The 15,867-nt window shown below is 72.5% G+C and carries 14 protein-coding genes; 6 read left to right on the forward strand and 8 right to left on the reverse strand.

The features are described from left to right. Positions 1-12: 12 nt before the first annotated feature. Both ADL34_RS27295 and ADL34_RS27300 read right to left on the reverse strand, forming a co-directional pair. On the reverse strand, positions 13-1,524 hold the full coding sequence (locus ADL34_RS27295; protein ID WP_079034420.1) for a hypothetical protein: 1,512 nt from the start codon (positions 1,522-1,524) through the stop codon (positions 13-15). A gap of 116 nt (positions 1,525-1,640) precedes the next feature. Next, the gene (locus ADL34_RS27300; RefSeq protein WP_062673176.1) at positions 1,641-2,786 is read right to left on the reverse strand and encodes an alpha/beta hydrolase; all 1,146 of its coding nucleotides are present in this window, start codon (positions 2,784-2,786) and stop codon (positions 1,641-1,643) included. Positions 2,787-2,966: 180 nt separating this feature from the next. Between ADL34_RS27300 and ADL34_RS27305 the strand changes: the two genes are divergently transcribed. The 6 genes from ADL34_RS27305 (at position 2,967) to ADL34_RS27330 (ending at position 8,024) form a co-directional block, all read left to right on the forward strand. Next, positions 2,967-4,793, forward strand: coding sequence for a phosphatidylglycerol lysyltransferase domain-containing protein (locus ADL34_RS27305; RefSeq protein WP_062673175.1), 1,827 nt, complete (start codon positions 2,967-2,969; stop codon positions 4,791-4,793). Positions 4,794-4,860: 67 nt separating this feature from the next. Beyond that, positions 4,861-5,751, forward strand: a complete 891-nt coding sequence (folP, locus tag ADL34_RS27310) for a dihydropteroate synthase (protein ID WP_062673173.1) — start codon at positions 4,861-4,863, stop codon at positions 5,749-5,751. After that, entirely contained in the window at positions 5,748-6,254 is a 507-nt protein-coding gene (locus ADL34_RS27315) for a nuclear transport factor 2 family protein (protein WP_062673171.1), read from the forward strand. The genes folP and ADL34_RS27315 overlap by 4 nt, the downstream gene beginning before the upstream one ends. A 249-nt stretch (positions 6,255-6,503) precedes the next feature. Then, positions 6,504-6,863: a dihydroneopterin aldolase gene (gene folB / locus ADL34_RS27320; protein ID WP_062673170.1), complete on the forward strand. Its 360-nt coding sequence runs from the start codon at positions 6,504-6,506 to the stop codon at positions 6,861-6,863. Beyond that, complete coding sequence (gene folK / locus ADL34_RS27325; RefSeq protein ID WP_062673168.1) at positions 6,860-7,471, forward strand: 2-amino-4-hydroxy-6-hydroxymethyldihydropteridine diphosphokinase; 612 nt, start codon at positions 6,860-6,862, stop codon at positions 7,469-7,471. Before folB ends, folK begins: the two co-directional genes overlap by 4 nt. A gap of 61 nt (positions 7,472-7,532) precedes the next feature. Next, positions 7,533-8,024 (forward strand): DUF3180 domain-containing protein, encoded by a 492-nt coding sequence (locus tag ADL34_RS27330; protein WP_062673166.1) that lies wholly within the window; start codon positions 7,533-7,535, stop codon positions 8,022-8,024. A 37-nt stretch (positions 8,025-8,061) separates the two neighbouring features. On the opposite strand, the gene folE is transcribed toward ADL34_RS27330, so the two are convergent. From folE to dacB, 6 genes are all read right to left on the reverse strand, one after another. After that, positions 8,062-8,667, reverse strand: coding sequence for a GTP cyclohydrolase I FolE (gene folE, locus ADL34_RS27335; RefSeq protein ID WP_062673163.1), 606 nt, complete (start codon positions 8,665-8,667; stop codon positions 8,062-8,064). A gap of 149 nt (positions 8,668-8,816) precedes the next feature. Beyond that, positions 8,817-10,856, reverse strand: a complete 2,040-nt coding sequence (ftsH, locus tag ADL34_RS27340) for an ATP-dependent zinc metalloprotease FtsH (RefSeq protein WP_062673161.1) — start codon at positions 10,854-10,856, stop codon at positions 8,817-8,819. Between the two features lie 174 nt (positions 10,857-11,030). After that, a complete protein-coding gene (hpt, locus tag ADL34_RS27345) occupies positions 11,031-11,591 on the reverse strand; it encodes a hypoxanthine phosphoribosyltransferase (RefSeq protein WP_062673159.1) in 561 nt (186 codons plus the stop codon). Positions 11,592-11,708: 117 nt separating this feature from the next. Continuing rightward, entirely contained in the window at positions 11,709-12,866 is a 1,158-nt protein-coding gene (tilS, locus tag ADL34_RS27350) for a tRNA lysidine(34) synthetase TilS (protein WP_062673157.1), read from the reverse strand. Positions 12,867-13,077: 211 nt separating this feature from the next. Continuing rightward, a complete protein-coding gene (locus ADL34_RS27355) occupies positions 13,078-14,211 on the reverse strand; it encodes a zinc-dependent metalloprotease (RefSeq protein ID WP_062673154.1) in 1,134 nt (377 codons plus the stop codon). Positions 14,212-14,290: 79 nt separating this feature from the next. Beyond that, complete coding sequence (gene dacB, locus ADL34_RS27360; protein ID WP_062673152.1) at positions 14,291-15,853, reverse strand: D-alanyl-D-alanine carboxypeptidase/D-alanyl-D-alanine-endopeptidase; 1,563 nt, start codon at positions 15,851-15,853, stop codon at positions 14,291-14,293. Between the last annotated feature and the right edge of the window lie 14 nt (positions 15,854-15,867).

Genomic DNA, 15,867 nt, shown 5'->3' on the forward strand with positions numbered 1-15,867 from the left:
CCTTCGCACGGTTCAGGAGACGGCGCTGCGCAGTCCCTGCACGTCGATGTGCTCGGTCTCGTCGTGGGCCGTCAGGTCGATGACCTGGCCGACGCCGCGGGACCGGTCGTCGGCGGGCTTGAACTCCGCCTCCGCCTCGGCCTTGTGCAGGGCGAGCGCCTCCTCGCCGACCACGTCGGCCAGGTCCTCGTTCTGCACGGACTCCAACGCGGCGGGCCCGGCCTGCTTCTGGGTGCCGAAGAAGTCGAAGCCGCCCTCGACCGAGGGACGCCGTACGGGAGTCCCCGGGACGACGGCCACCGCGGTCGGCGCGATGAAGTGGCCCGAGGGGCGCCGGGCAGGCGGCAGCGCGGGCTGGGCCGGGGCGGACGCGCCGGCCGGGGTGGTGGCGGCCGCGCGCTCGTGCCCGGCCGCCCCGGACTTCCCCTGCGGGTCGTCCTCCGGCGCGCGCTCCGTCTCGGACGCCGCGGTGCGCGCCGTCTCGGGCGCGCCCGCGCCGGTCTTCACGCTTCTCCGGCCGGAGGGGCCCTGCGGCGGGACGTGGTGCGGGGGCTCGTCCTTCGGGGAACCGCCGTCCGGCGTCCCGTCGGTGTCCTTGGCGGCGGCGGTGGCGGTGTCCTGGGGGGCGGAGTCGTCCGCCGGGTCGTCCGCCGAATCCTCCGCCTGGTCCTCGCCGGCCTCCGGGGCGTCGGCTTCCGGGGCGTCGGCTTCCGCGTCCGCGGTCTCGTCCGCGTTCTCGTCCGCCTCGCCGTGCAGCGCGTCCCCGCCGTCCTGAGCGTCCCCGGCATCCTGCGCGTCCTCGTCGAACCGCGACAGCGCCGCCTGGGCCCGCAGGAACAGGCGGGAGCCCTCCGGAGAGAAGACCGCCGGGGCATCCTCGCCGGACTCGCCGCCCTCGGCCGCCGCGGCCCCGTCCGGCTCCACGGCTCCATCCGGCTCCACGGCTCCGGCCTCGTCCAGCGCCTCCGCGTCCGCCGCGGCCTCGGCCGCGGCGGTGTCCTCACCCGCCGGGGCAGCCACAGCCCCGTCGGCGGCGGGGGCGCCCGGCGGCAGAGCGCGCGCGGGCGTGATCGCCTCTATCTCCAGGACCCGGCGCTCCTCCAGGACGCTCGCCCGCTCCGTCTCCGCGGTGGCGTAGCGGCGCAGCAGGGCCGCGTGCTCGTTGCGCAGCTTCGCGAGCTCGGCCCGCTTGGCGCGCAGCCGCTGCTCCAGCTTCTGGCGCAGCTCGCGGGACTCGTCGAGGTCGGTCTCCAGTTCGGCGACCCGTTCCTCGTGCCGCCACTCGTCGCCCGCCCGCGCGCGTGTGAGGTCGGCGACCTGTTTGCCCGCCTGGGCGTCCCAGCGGCGCATGACGACCGCGCCGACGACCGCGGTGGCCGCGGCGGCCGCGGCCAGGCCGCGCAGCACGACGGGTTCGGTGAACACCCAGGGCGCCAGTGCCCAGACGACGGACACGCCTGCGATCGCCGACGGGGGCAGCACCCTGTGCAAGGGCGGGGAATGACGGTGACGTCCACGTGGCATGGCCAGAAACTTACCGCGCGTAGGCGATTCTTGGAGCCCCGCCCCGTAAAAACACGGCCATCCCGCGCCGTTCACACGGCATCAGGAATCACATTCGCCGCGGAATTGACCAGGAATCAAGATCGGAGGGGCTCTTCGGCCCTCTCCGGGGTTCTCAGCCGCTCCCCCATCCACTCCAGCGTCGCCGGAATCTCGCGCCGCCATGTGTTGAAGTTGTGCCCGCCGCTTTCGAGGATGATCGAGGAGATCCGCGTCCGCTTCGTGGCCTTCACCCGCTCGATGAACTTCAGGGTGTCCTGGTAGTTGGTCTCGCCGGCCTTGCTGCTGCTGACGAGGAGCGAGGTGTCCGGCGCGGGCAGGTGCTCCAGGCACCACCGCAGGTCGGCGCGGTCGCGCAGGGCCCGGTCGCCGTGGAAGAGGTCGCCGGTCGTGGCGTCGACGGGCGCCTCGTAGTAGGCGGAGAGCCCGGCCCCCGCGCCGAACACCGCGGGGTGGTGCATGGCGAGCTTCAACGCGCAGTACCCGCCGGTGGAATCACCGATCACGCCCCAGCCGCCGGGCTGTGAGCCCACCCGGTAGTGGCCGCCCACGGCGTCGGGCAGATCCCGGGCGAAGAAGCTCTCGGTCTGCGGTCCACCGGGGATGTCGACGCATTCCGTGTCCCGGGGCGGCGCCACGGTCGGACGCATCATCACCAGCACCATCGGAGGCATACGGCCCTGACCGGCGAGCCGCGCCGCCGTCTGCGGATAGTCGAGCTTGTCCACCAGCGCCTGCGCCGTCCCCGGATAGCCGGTCAGGACGACGGCCGCGGGAAACGCCCGGGTGCGAAATCCCGGCTGGAAATACTCCGGTGGCAGATAGACGTACGCGGGCGTGGCGATACGGGTCGTGCGGCCCACGATCTCGACCTTCTGGATCCGCCCGCTCACCGACGGGTCCCCGCTGACCGCCCCCGGCACCCGCCGCGCCTCCACGACACGCAGCGGACCGCCCGGCGGGGTGTGGTCGACCACGACCCCCATGCCCTTCTCCCGCCCGAACAGGTCGGCCCAGCCCGCGTAGAAGCCGAAGGCCTGGTTCGCGGCGAGCCCGACCGACGCGAACAACGCCAACTGCGTGCCCAGCAGCAGCCCGACCCGCCCGGCCACGACCCGTACGCTCCGCCGGGCCAGCCGTGGCCACACCCACACCGTCCCGGCGAACAGCCCCACGGCCGTCAGGACCGCCAGCGCCAGCACCTTGTCGCTCGTCAGACCCATCGATGGTTACCCGTCCGCGCTTTCCTTGGCCTTTGAACACGCATTTGGGGAGCCGAGTGAACCTCTCCCCGTATGACACCGTCCTAGAGGGCGCAATGTCGCCGGATGCCCGAATCGGGACCGGATCCAAAACTCTCGCAGAACTCATGGGATGCGATGTCTGTCAGGACAGATGTGGAAATGTCGGGCGGGGTTCCGCAACGGGTGAGCCGGATACGGCATCTGTCGGGCCGTCTGCGGCCGCTTCTGCTGGGCCCGCGCCCCGAGTCCGTCCCCCTGCTGGTCGGACGGACCTGCGCCCTGGTCGGCCTGCTGGACATCGCCGCGGGCGTCTTCCCGCGCTTCCGGCACAGCTGGATGCACGCCCTCGCCGAGGTGCTGCCGGGCTCCTTCGGCCCGTTCGCCGCCGCGCTGTCGCTCAGCGCCGGAGTGCTGTTGCTGCTGCTCGCCCACGGGCTCAGGCGCGGCAAGCGGCGTGCGTGGCGCGCGGCCGTCGTCCTGCTGCCCGCCGGAGCGGTGGCCCAGTTCTCCTACCGCCACTCCGTCATCGGCCTCTTCATCTCCGTCTGGCTCCTCGCCACCCTGGTGCGCCACCGCGACCAGTTCGTGGCCCTGCCCGACCCGCGCAGCCGCTGGCGGGCCCTGGCCAACCTCATCCTCATGGGCGCCGGTTCGCTCGCCCTCGGCCTCGTCATCGTCAGCGCCCACCCCGGCACGCTCCTCGGCGACCCGAGCCTGGCCGACCGCATCAGCCACGTCCTGTACGGCATGGCCGGCTTCGAGGGCCCGGTCGACTACCGGGGCAGCACCTCCTGGACCGTCGCCTTCTCCCTCGGCGCCCTCGGCTGGATCACCGCCGTCACCACCATCTACCTCGCGTTCCGGCCCGAACACCCGGCCGCGCACCTCACCGAGGACGACGAGGCACGCCTGCGCGCCCTGCTCGCCCGGCACGGCGGCCGCGACTCCCTCGGCCACTTCGCGCTGCGCCGCGACAAGGCCGTCGTCTTCTCCCCCAGCGGCAAGGCCGCGGTGACCTACCGCGTCGTCTCCGGCGTCATGCTGGCCAGCGGCGACCCCATCGGCGACGTCGAGGCGTGGCCCGGCGCCATCGAGCGCTTCATGGACGAGGCCAAGGCCCACTCCTGGACCCCGGCCGTCATGGGCTGCTCCGAGACCGGCGCGGAGGTCTGGACCCGCGAGACCGGGCTCGACGCCCTCGAACTGGGCGACGAGGCGGTGGTGGACGTCCCGGATTTCTCGCTCGCCGGCCGCGCGATGCGCAACGTGCGCCAGATGGTCAAGCGCATCGAGCGCGCCGGTTACGAGACCCGGGTACGCCGCGTCCGTGACCTCGGTCCCACCGAACTGGAGCGGGTCCGCCGCGCCGCCGAGGACTGGCGCGGCACCGACACCGAACGCGGCTTCTCCATGGCCCTCGGCCGTGTCGGCGACCCCGCCGACGGCGACTGCCTGATCGCCACCGCCCACAAGAGCGACGCCGAACCCGGCCCCTACGGCGACCTCAAGGCCGTCCTGCACTTCGTGCCCTGGGGCACCGACGGCGTCTCCCTGGACCTGATGCGCCGCGACCGCTCCGCCGACCCCGGCATGAACGAACTGCTGATCGTGGCCGCGCTCCAGGCCGCCCCCCGGTTCGGCATCGCGCGCGTGTCGCTGAACTTCGCCATGTTCCGCTCGGCCCTCGCCCGCGGCGAGAAGATCGGCGCGGGCCCCGTCCTGCGGGCCTGGCGCGGCCTGCTGGTCTTCCTGTCGCGCTGGTTCCAGATCGAGTCGCTCTACAGGTTCAACGCCAAGTTCCAGCCCCGCTGGGAGCCCCGCTTCGTCGTCTACCGCGCCTCCGCCGACCTCCCCCGCCTCGGGATCGCCGCCATGCAGGCCGAGGGCTTCGTGAACCTGGCCCTGCCGCGCTTCCTGCGCCGCCGCGGCGCCGCCCCGCGCCCCTGCCCGCACCGCGTCCCGGAAGGGGGCGTACGGGCCGCCTGACGCCCCCACCAGGGCGGGGACGGGGCCACGGCACGTCACCGCCCCCGCTTGGGCCTACGCTGAACGTATGAGCAAGCAGAGCGGACGCGGGCGGGTCGCGGGCCTTCCGCAGTGGGACCGGTGCGCGGTCATGGGGGTCGTCAACGTGACCCCCGACTCCTTCTCCGACGGCGGCCGCTGGTTCGACACCACGTCCGCCGTCAAGCACGGTCTCGCGCTGGTCGAGGAGGGCGCCGACCTCGTCGACGTCGGCGGCGAGTCCACCCGCCCCGGCGCCACCCGGGTCGACGAGGACGAGGAGCTGCGCCGCGTCATACCCGTCGTCCGCGGCCTGGCCGCGGAGGGCGTCACGATCTCCGTCGACACCATGCGCGCCTCCGTCGCCGAGCGGGCCCTCGCCGCCGGCGCCGCCCTCGTCAACGACGTCAGCGCCGGGCAGGCCGACCCCGCGATGATCCCGGTCGTCGCCGCCGCGGGCGCTCCCTTCGTCGTCATGCACTGGCGCGGCTTCCTCCAGGGCGGCAACGTCCGGGGCGTGTACGCCGACGTCGTCTCCGAGGTCGTCGACGAGATCCGCGCGCGGGTCGACGCCGTCCTGGCCGGCGGGATCGCCCCCGACCGCATCGTCGTCGACCCCGGCCTGGGCTTCTCCAAGGACGCCGAGCACGACCTCGTGCTGCTCGCCCACCTCGACCGGCTGCACGCCCTCGGGCACCCGGTCCTGGTCGCCGCCTCCCGCAAGCGGTTCCTCGGCCGGGTCCTCGCCGGTCCCGAGGGCGAGCCGCCCCCCGCGCGGGAACGCGACGCCGCCACCGCCGCCGTCTCGGCCCTCGCCGCGCACGCCGGCGCCTGGGCCGTCCGCGTCCACGAGGTGCGCGCCACCGCCGACGCCGTACGCGTCGTGCAGGCCATCGAGGAGGCGCGCGGCGGCGCGGCGGGCCGCGAAGGAGCCCGGTGAGCGCCCCCCACACCGACGTCGAACAGGTGGAGGCCGCCAACACCGCCTTCTACGAGGCGCTGGAGCGCGGCGACTTCGAGACGCTGTCCTCGCTCTGGCTCACCCCGTCCGACCTCGGCGTCGACGAGAGCTACCACGACCCGGCCGACGCCGGCGTGATCTCCTGCGTGCACCCCGGCTGGCCCGTGCTCACCGGCCGCGGCGAGGTCCTGCGGTCGTACGCCCTGATCATGGCGAACACCGACTACATCCAGTTCTTCCTCACCGACGTGCACACCTCCGTGACCGGTGACACGGCGATCGTCACCTGCACCGAGAACATCCTCAGCGGCGGCCCGGCCCCCGAGGGACACGACGACGAGCTCGGGCCCCTCGTGGGACAGCTCGTCGTCGCCACGAACGTGTTCCGGCGCACACCGGACGGCTGGAAGATGTGGACCCACCACGCCTCCCCCGTCCTCGCCGAGAACGACCGGGAAGAGGGCGACGAGACCCCCGGTTGAGTGGGTACGCGGGCCACAGGGACCAAGAGGTGGTTGGAATCACGCACCCGCGGGTAGGGGCGGCTACCAACCCGTGAGCCGCCGCGATCCCCCAGGGAAACGCGCGTCGCGCCCCCTGAGGGCGACGGACCGGGCCGCGCCCCCGCGGCCCGGCCCTGTCGGTGGCCGCGGGTAGATTCGGTCGAGGCCGGTGTGCCGCCCGCACACGGCACCGACCGGCCGTCACCGACGACTGCAGGAGTGATTCGCGTGGATCGTGTCGCGCTGCGCGGCCTGAAGGCCCGCGGGTACCACGGTGTGTTCCCCGAGGAACGCAGAGAGGGCCAGACCTTCGTCGTGGACCTCGTCCTCGGCCTGGACACCCGGCCCGCCGCCGCCGACGACGACCTGGCGAAGACCGTGCACTACGGCATCGTGGCGGAGGAGGTCGTGGCCGTCGTCCAGGGCGAGCCGGTCAACCTCATCGAGACGCTCGCCGAGCGCGTCGCCCAGGCCTGTCTGAAGCACGAAGGAGTCCAGGAGGTCGAGGTCACCGTCCACAAACCGGACGCGCCGATCACCGTGCCCTTCGACGACGTGACCGTCACCATCACCCGGAGCCGAGTATGACCGCACCGTTCATCAAGGGCCCCAGCGACCCGACCGTCCAGCCGGTACCCGCCTCCGTCGTCGACAAGGTCGACGCCGCCGACACCACCCTCCACAACCCGAAACGGGCCGTGATCTCCCTCGGCTCCAATCTGGGCAACCGCCTGGAGACCCTGCAGGGCGCCGTGGACGCCTTGGCGGACACCCCGGGCCTGCGCGTCAAGGGCGTCTCCCCCGTCTACGAGACGGAGCCCTGGGGCGTCGAGCCCGGCAGCCAGCCGTCGTACTTCAACGCGGTCGTGGTCCTCAAGACCACCCTGCCGCCGTCCTCGCTGCTGGAGCGGGCCCACGCCGTCGAGGAGGCCTTCCACCGCGTCCGGGACGAGCGCTGGGGCGCCCGCACCCTCGACGTCGACATCGTCGCCTACGCCGATGTCGTCTCCGACGACCCGGTGCTGACCCTCCCCCACCCGCGCGCACACGAGCGGGCCTTCGTCCTCGCACCCTGGCTCGACCTGGACCCGGAGGCCCTGCTGCCCGGCCGCGGCCCTGTCGCCGACCTGCTCGGCACCGTCACCCGCCAGGGCGTCGTCCCCCGCCAGGACCTGGAACTCCGGCTGCCCGAGTAGTCGTTAAGGTCAAGAGCCGGCCCACACCCCGTGGGGCCCCGGGGGGAGCTGAAGGGACACCGTGAGAGAGCTGCACATCAGGATGCTGGTCGGCGTGTTCGTGATCGCCGGAGTCCTCTCCTGGGCGGGCGCCCGCCTTTGGAACTCGGTGGGGACCCTGCCCAGCGTCCCCCTGGCCGCCCCCATCGTGCTGGCGATCATCGCCGTGATCCTGCTGTCCACGGCGCTGTCCATCCGCTCCCGCCTCAGAGCGCAGCGCGAGCGCGACCCCGAGGCCAAGGGCGTCGACCCCCTGATGGCGGCCCGCGCCGTCGTCTTCGGCCAGGCCAGCGCGCTGGTGGCCGCCCTGGTCGCCGGCATGTACGGCGGCACCGGCGTCTTCCTGCTGGAGCTCCTGGACGTCCCCGCCCGCCGCGACCAGGCCATCTACGCCGGCTTCTCGGTCGTGGCCGCCGTCGGCGTCATAGCGGCCGCCCTGTTCCTGGAGCGCGTCTGCAAGCTCCCGGACGACGAGGACGACCACAACGGCACCGGGGCGGCCCCCACCACCTAGGTGTATTGACCCACAGGACTGTTCACGCGGCGCCGGATCAGCGGGCCAGGATCAGGCTCATCGCCTCGGCGCGGGTCGTGGCGTCGCGGAGCTGGCCGCGCACCGCCGACGTCGTGGTCTTGGCGCCGGGCTTGCGGATGCCGCGCACCGACATGCACATGTGCTCGGCCTCGATGACCACGATGACGCCCCGGGCCTCCAGGATCCGCATCAGGGAGTCGGCGACCTGCGTGGTGAGACGTTCCTGCACCTGGAGCCGGCGGGCGAACACCTCGACCAGCCGGGCGAGCTTCGACAGACCCGTGATCTTGCCGCTCTCGGCCGGGATGTACCCCACGTGCGCCACGCCGTGGAACGGCAGCATGTGGTGCTCACAGAGGCTGACGATCTCGATGTCCTTCACGAGCACCATCTCGTCGTGCCCGAGATCGAAGGTCGTCGTCAGCACGTCCTCGGCGTCCTGACGCAGTCCCGCCAGCAGCTCCCGGTACGCCCGCGCCACCCGGGCCGGTGTCTCCTTCAGGCCCTCGCGGTCCGGGTCCTCGCCGACCGCGATCAGCAGCTCCCGTACGGCGGCCTCGGCGCGCTTCTCGTCGAACTCGCCGATGCGGCCTTCGCCGTCCAGCGTCACCGGGTCGGTCATGGGGTGCCTCGTTCCTTCGCGGGTGCGCGTATGGGTCACGCGTCTGGTCACGCGTCTGATCTGCGGTCATACGAAATGCCGCGCCCCCCAGGCTAGAACCAGGGGGGCACGGCATCCATTCCGGGCCCGGTCACCGACCGGGTGGGGCGTCAGCTCTCGGGACGCTCCTCGGGGGCCTGCTCGGTCGCCGGGGCGGGATCCGTCACCGTCGACTTGGCGGTGCTGATCGCCGGAGTCGTGCCGTTGGCGCCGTTCGTCAGTGCGAGCTCCTTCGGGGAGAGCACCGGCGGACGGGTCGACGGCGTACGGCGGGAGGAGCCGGTCCAGGCGGGCCGGGGCGGGCGCTTGACGATGGGGGCGAAGATCTCGGCGATCTCCTCCTTGCCCAGCGTCTCCCGCTCCAGCAGGGCCAGGACGAGGTTGTCGAGGACGTCGCGGTTCTCGACCAGGATCTCCCAGGCCTCGTTGTGCGCCGTCTCGATGAGCTTCTTGACCTCCTCGTCCACCAGCGCGGCGACCTCTTCCGAGTAGTCGCGCTGGTGAGCCATCTCACGTCCCAGGAACGGCTCGGTGTTGTCGCCGCCGAACTTGATGGCGCCGAGACGCTCGGTCATGCCGTACTGCGTGACCATCGCGCGAGCCGTGGCCGTGGCCTTCTCGATGTCGTTCGCGGCGCCCGTGGTCGGGTCGTGGAAGACCAGCTCCTCGGCCGCGCGGCCGCCCAGCATGTAGGCCAGCTGGTCCAGCATCTCGTTGCGTGTGGTCGAGTACTTGTCCTCGTCCGGGAGCACCATCGTGTAGCCGAGGGCCCGGCCTCTGGACAGGATCGTGATCTTGTGGACCGGGTCGGAGTTCGGGGAGGCCGCCGCGACCAGGGCGTGTCCGCCCTCGTGGTACGCGGTGATCTTCTTCTCCTTGTCCGACATGATCCGGGTCCGCTTCTGCGGGCCCGCCACGACGCGGTCGATGGCCTCGTCCAGCATGTGGTTGTCGATGAGCTTCTTGTCGGAGCGGGCCGTGAGCAGGGCGGCCTCGTTGAGGACGTTGCTCAGGTCGGCACCGGTGAAGCCCGGCGTACGGCGGGCGACCGCCGAAAGGTCGACGTCCGGGGCGACCGGCTTGCCCTTCTGGTGGACCTTGAGGATCTCCAGACGGCCCTGCATGTCCGGGCGGTCGACGGCGATCTGCCGGTCGAAGCGGCCGGGGCGCAGGAGGGCCGGGTCGAGGATGTCGGGCCGGTTCGTGGCGGCGATGAGGATCACACCGCCCTTGACGTCGAAGCCGTCCATCTCGACGAGCAGCTGGTTCAGCGTCTGCTCGCGCTCGTCGTGCCCGCCGCCGAGGCCGGCGCCGCGGTGGCGGCCGACCGCGTCGATCTCGTCGACGAAGACGATCGCCGGGGCGTTCGCCTTGGCCTGCTCGAACAGGTCGCGGACCCGGGAGGCACCGACACCGACGAACATCTCGACGAAGTCGGAACCGGAGATCGAGTAGAAGGGCACGCCCGCCTCGCCGGCGACGGCGCGCGCGAGGAGCGTCTTGCCGGTGCCGGGAGGGCCGTAGAGCAGGACGCCCTTGGGGATCTTCGCGCCGACGGCCTGGAACTTGGCGGGCTCCTGGAGGAACTCCTTGATCTCCTGGAGCTCCTCGACGGCCTCGTCCGAGCCGGCGACGTCGGAGAACGTCGTCTTCGGGGTGTCCTTGGTGATGAGCTTCGCCTTCGACTTCCCGAAGTTCATGACCCGGGAGCCGCCGCCCTGCATCTGATTCATCAGGAACAGGAACACGACGACGATGAGGACGAAGGGCAGCAGGGAGAGCAGGATGCCGACGAACGGGTTCTGCTTGGACGGCGAGACCGTGTAGCCGTCGGGGATCTGCTTCTGCTGGAACTTGTTCTGCAGGGTGTTGGCGATGTCCACGCCCTGGTCGCCGATGTAGCTGGCCTGGATCTTGGTGGATCCCTCGACCTTCACACCGTCTTTGAGCTGGACCTTGATGTTCTGCTCGTCGCCGGTGGTGATCTTGGCCGACTCGACCTTGTTCTCATTGATCGCCTGGACGACCTGGCCGGTGTCCACCGTCTTGTAGCCGCCGGACGAGCCGACGACCTGCATCAACACGACCACGGCAAGGACGGCCAGCACGATCCACATGACCGGCCCACGGAAGTATCGCTTCACGTCCATCCATACGGAGCGGTGCCGCCCCGTCCCTCCTGCCATAGTGAGTTTGATAAGACAGTTCTTCTGACGGTACCCCAGCTTCGACGCCCGTAGCCGCACGGGACGGCCGTCAAGCCCGTCTGCTTGCTCCAACGGCGCGATGCCCGCCGGGGTTCCCGATCTTCCTACGGAACGGGGTCAGCCGCCGTAGACGTGGGGCGCGAGGGTACCGACGAACGGGAGGTTGCGGTACTTCTCGGCGTAGTCGAGGCCGTAGCCCACGACGAACTCGTTGGGGATGTCGAAGCCGACCCACTCGACGTCGATGGCCACCTTGGCCGCGTCGGGCTTGCGCAGCAGCGTGCACACCTTGAGGCTCTCCGGCTCGCGGGAGCCGAGGTTGGACAGCAGCCACGACAGGGTCAGGCCGGAGTCGATGATGTCCTCGACGATCAGGACGTGCCGGCCCTTGATGTCGGTGTCGAGGTCCTTGAGGATCCGCACGACCCCGGAGGACTGGGTGCCGGCGCCGTACGAGGAGACGGCCATCCAGTCCATGGTGACCGGGGTGGACAGCGCCCGCGCGAGGTCGGCCATGACCATCACCGCGCCCTTGAGCACGCCGACGATCAGCAGGTCCTTGCCCGCGTACTCAGCGTCGATCTTCGCGGCCAGCTCGGCCAGCTTCGCGTCGATCTCTTCCTTGGTGATGAGCACCTTCTTGAGGTCGGCACCCATGTCTTTCGCGTCCACCCGCATCACTTTCGGTCGGTCGTCCCGCTTCTGCACGGCTCACGGCCCTACGGCTGACGTCCCCCGCGGGAGTCCGGGGCCTTCCGGGTCCGGAGGCCCGGTCTCTCCCTGTGGGGGTCTTTTTCAGCCTTGCCGAATCACCAGTCTGCCACCCTGGCGACGTGCGACGACTTTGCCGGGGAGGTTGATGGCCCCCTGGCCGCGCCAGCCGGTGATCAGGCGGTCCACTTCCTCGACGTGCCGGGCGAAGAGCGAACCGGCGGGTGCGCCCGCCTCGATGGCGGCCCGGCGCAGGATCCGGCGGCGCACCGCGGGCGGCAGCGTGTAGAGCTTGGCGCAGTCGAGGAGTCCGGCGGCGTCACGGACGGCGGTCTCGGCCTGGCCGGCCCACGCGTCGAGGGCGTCGGCGTCGTCGCGGGAGAGCTGGGCGGTGCGGGCGAGGGCTTCGACGACGCCTTTGCCGAGCGCCTTCTCGAGGGCGGGCAGGCCCTCCTGGCGCAGCCGGGAGCGGGTGTAGGCGGGGTCGGAGTTGTGGGGGTCGTCCCAGACGGGCAGGGACTGGACCATGCAGGCCTTGCGGGCGGTCTGCCGGTCGAGGCCGAGGAAGGGGCGACGGTAACGGCCGTCGGCCCCCGAGACCGCGGCCATCCCGGACAGGGAGCGGATGCCGGAGCCGCGGGCGAGGCCGAGCAGGACGGTCTCCGCCTGGTCGTCGCGGGTGTGGCCGAGCAGGACGGCGGCGGCGCCGTGGCGTTCGGCCGCGTCGTCGAGGGCGGCGTAGCGGGCGTCGCGGGCGGCGGCCTCGGGCCCGCCGCCGCGGCCGACGGTGACGGCGATCGACTCGACCGGGTCCAGGCCGAGTTCGCGCAGGCGCAGGACGACTTCCTCGGCGCGCAGGTCGGAGCCGGGCTGCAGACCGTGGTCGACGGTGATGCCACCGGCGCGGATGCCGAGTTTGGGGGCCTCGAAGGCGAGGGCGGAGGCGAGGGCCATGGAGTCGGCGCCGCCGGAGCAGGCCACGAGGACGAGCGGGGAGGGGGTTCGCTCGTGCGGGGTGGCGCGCCGGGGCGTGCGCTGGGCCGGGCCGGGGAGGTCGTACGCCGTCTCGCGCGCGGTGTCGCGGGCGACGCGCGCGGCGGCGACCGGCGTCGCGGCCGGTGCCTGCGGCCGGGAGGCGCGGCTGCCGGGGACGTCGGTGGTTCGGTTGTGTTCGGTGAGGAGGTCGTGGAGTACGCGGCGAACCGCCAGGCGTATCGCCGCGACCGCAGGATGGGGACCCATGTCCGGTTCCCTTCATGAAGTTGTCCGGGGATGTGGCCGACTTCGGTCACTCAGAGTGTGTAGATGGTGACAGAAGCGGGCCGTTCCCCGAGCATTGCACGCCTACCCATGGCTCACGGTCCCTCGGACGGGTGATTGGAGGGGCGTTCGTCTGCCGTCGGCCGATTTCGGTTCACGGCCGTCGTATGAGATGCGCGGCGGGCCGGGGGCGTCATCCGTCGGCCTTGCGGTGCACGCGGGCGATCCAGTCCGCCGGTGCGCCGATCTCCGCCTTGGTGGGCAGCGTGTTCGGGGACGTCCAGACGCGGTTGAAGCCGTCCATGCCGACCTCGTCGACGACGGCCCGCACGAAGCGCTCGCCGTCGCGGTACTGGCGGAGCTTGGCGTCCAGGCCGAGCAGCTTGCGCAGCGTGGTGTCGAGCCGGGAGGCGCCCTTGGCGCGGCGCTGCTGGAACTTCTCGCGGATCTCGGCGACGGAGGGGACGACGGCGGGGCCGACGCCGTCCATGACGAAGTCGGCGTGTCCCTCCAGGAGGGACATCACGGCGGTGAGCCGGCCGAGGATCTCCCGCTGGCCGGGGGTCTGGACGAGTTCGACGAAGGAGCGTCCGCCGTCGTCCTCCTCGCCCTCGGGACGGCCGCCGGCGAGGGACTGGGCGGCCTCGCGGACCCGTTCCAGGACGGTCATGGGGTCGACGTCGGTCTCGCCGAGGAAAGACTGGATTTCGCCCTCGAGGTGGTCCCGCAGCCAGGGGACGGCGCTGAACTGGGTGCGGTGGGTCTCTTCGTGGAGGCACACCCACAGCCGGAAGTCGTGGGGGTGGACGTCGAGTTCGCGTTCGACGTGGACGATGTTGGGGGCGACGAGCAGCAGCCGGCCGCCGCCGTTCTCCCCGGCGGGCATGTCGCGGGTGGCGGGGGCGAAGGTCTCGTACTGGCCGAGGACGCGGGAGGCGAGGAACGACAGCAGCATCCCGAGCTCGACACCGGTGACCTTGCCGCCGACCGCGCCGAGGACGGCCTGGCCGGTGCCGTTGCCGCGGCGCTCCTGCATCTTCTCCAGCAGGGGCTTGAGGATCTCGCGGAACCCGGCGACGTTGGCCCGGATCCAGCCGGGCCGGTCGACGACGAGGACCGGGGTGTCGTGCATCTCCTCGGTGCCCATGCGGGTGAACCCGCGGACGTGTTCCTCGGAGGACTTCGCGTGCCGGCGCAGTTCCGCGACGACGGCCCGGGCCTCGTCGCGGCTCACCTCGGGGCCCGGCCGTACGAACCGGGTCGCGGTCGCCACCGCGAGGTTCCAGTCGACCATCTGAGAAGAAGCAGCACCACCGATGCTCGTCATGCGTCAACCGTACGTGAGCGTTCCCGGTCGGGGCAGGGCGTGCGGGCGGACGCCCCGCGGACCGGTGCCCACGGGGCCGTCACCGGCAGCCGCAGGCGGCGAGGGCCGTGGCGGCCCGGTCGAGGGCGGCCGGGGCGGCGTCCCGGTCGGTGGTGTCGGAGGCGAGGAACGCGAAGGCGAGGAGGCGTCCGTCCTGGTCGACGACGGTGCCGGCCAGGGTGTTGACGCCGGTGAGGGTGCCGGTCTTGGCGCGGACGACGCCCGCGGCGCCGTCGCCGTAGCGGCTGGTGAGGGTGCCGGTGAAACCCGCCACGGGCAGGCCGGTGAGGACGGGGCGCAGTTCGGGGTGGGCGGGGTCGGCGGCGTGGGCGAGCAGGGCGGTGAGGAGGTCGGCGGTGAGGGCGTCGCGGCGGTCGAGGCCGCTGCCGTCCCGGAAGGCGACGCCGGAGACGGGCAGTCCGAGCTTGCCGAGCCGGGCCTCGATGGCCTTGCCGCCGCCTGCGAAGTCGGGGCGCTCGCCGCTCGCGAGGGCGGTGTGGCGGGCCAGGGCCTCGGCGATGTCGTTGTCGCTGTTGGTCAGCATGCGTTCGACCAGGGCGGTGAGCGGGGGCGAGCTGACCTGGGCGAGGGACTCGGCGCGGTTGGTGGCCTTGGAGGGGCCGGGCGCGCTGGTGCGCACGCCGTGGTCGGCGAGGAGGTCGGCGAAGCGTTCCGCCGCGTCCTTCGCGGGGTCGTCGCTGCGGTCGGCGGTGCCGCTGCTCGAGTCGTCGAGGCGGCCCTCGTCGGCCATCAGGGCGCTGACGGGGGCGAGGTTGGTGTTCTTGCCGATGGGGTGGCGTGCGGGTCCGGCGTAGAGCGTCGTGTCGTAGGAGAGCGTGACCTTGCGCAGGCCGCGCTGCTTCAGGGCGTCGGCGGTCCGCGCGGCGAGGTCGCGCAGTCCGGCCCAGCCGCCGGTCTTCTCGCGGGCGGTGAGGGTGGGGTCGCCGCCGCCGACGAGGACGAGTTCCTTCGTGTCGGGTTCCAGCGCGGTGCGGGTGGTGAGGCGGTGGTCGGCGCCCATCGCGGTGAGGGCGGCGACGGCGGTGGCGATCTTGGTGGTGGAGGCGGGCGTCAGGGCGTCGGAGGCGCCCTCGCCGTAGAGGCGCCGGCCGGTGGCCACGTCCACGACGGCGGCGCCGGTGCGGCGGCCGAGCTCGGGGGCGCCGAGGAGGGGCCGCAGGACGGTCGCGAGGGCCTTGCCGTCGGGGACGGACCCGGCGTGCCCGGCACCGGCGCCCAGGGCGGTGAGGACGGCGCCCGCGCTGGGCGCGGGGCGCGGACCCCTGGCCCGCGCGCCGGAGGGGTCGGTGTCCCCGCCGTGATCTGTGCCACCCGTGCGCTCCTGGGCGGCCGCCCGGTCCCGCTCGGCCGTACGCTGACCGGTGGAGTCCCAGGGGCCCGCGGCGGTCACCACCGTGGCGGCCAGCGCCAGTCCGGCGGTGGCGGCGCAGGCGGTGTACTGCCAGGTCTTCGGCCTCGTGGCGCGTGCGAGACGCGGTCGCAGGGCGTCCGCGGCCCGCGTCAGTCGCGGTCCCACGGCGTTCGCGAGCCGCGTCACCCGCGGTCCCGCGGCTCGCCAAGGCCTCAGCTCTGGCACGACCACCAGCCCCTTTCGCG

This window comes from Streptomyces sp. NRRL WC-3605 (assembly GCF_001509795.1).
GTDB lineage: Bacteria > Actinomycetota > Actinomycetes > Streptomycetales > Streptomycetaceae > Streptomyces > Streptomyces viridochromogenes.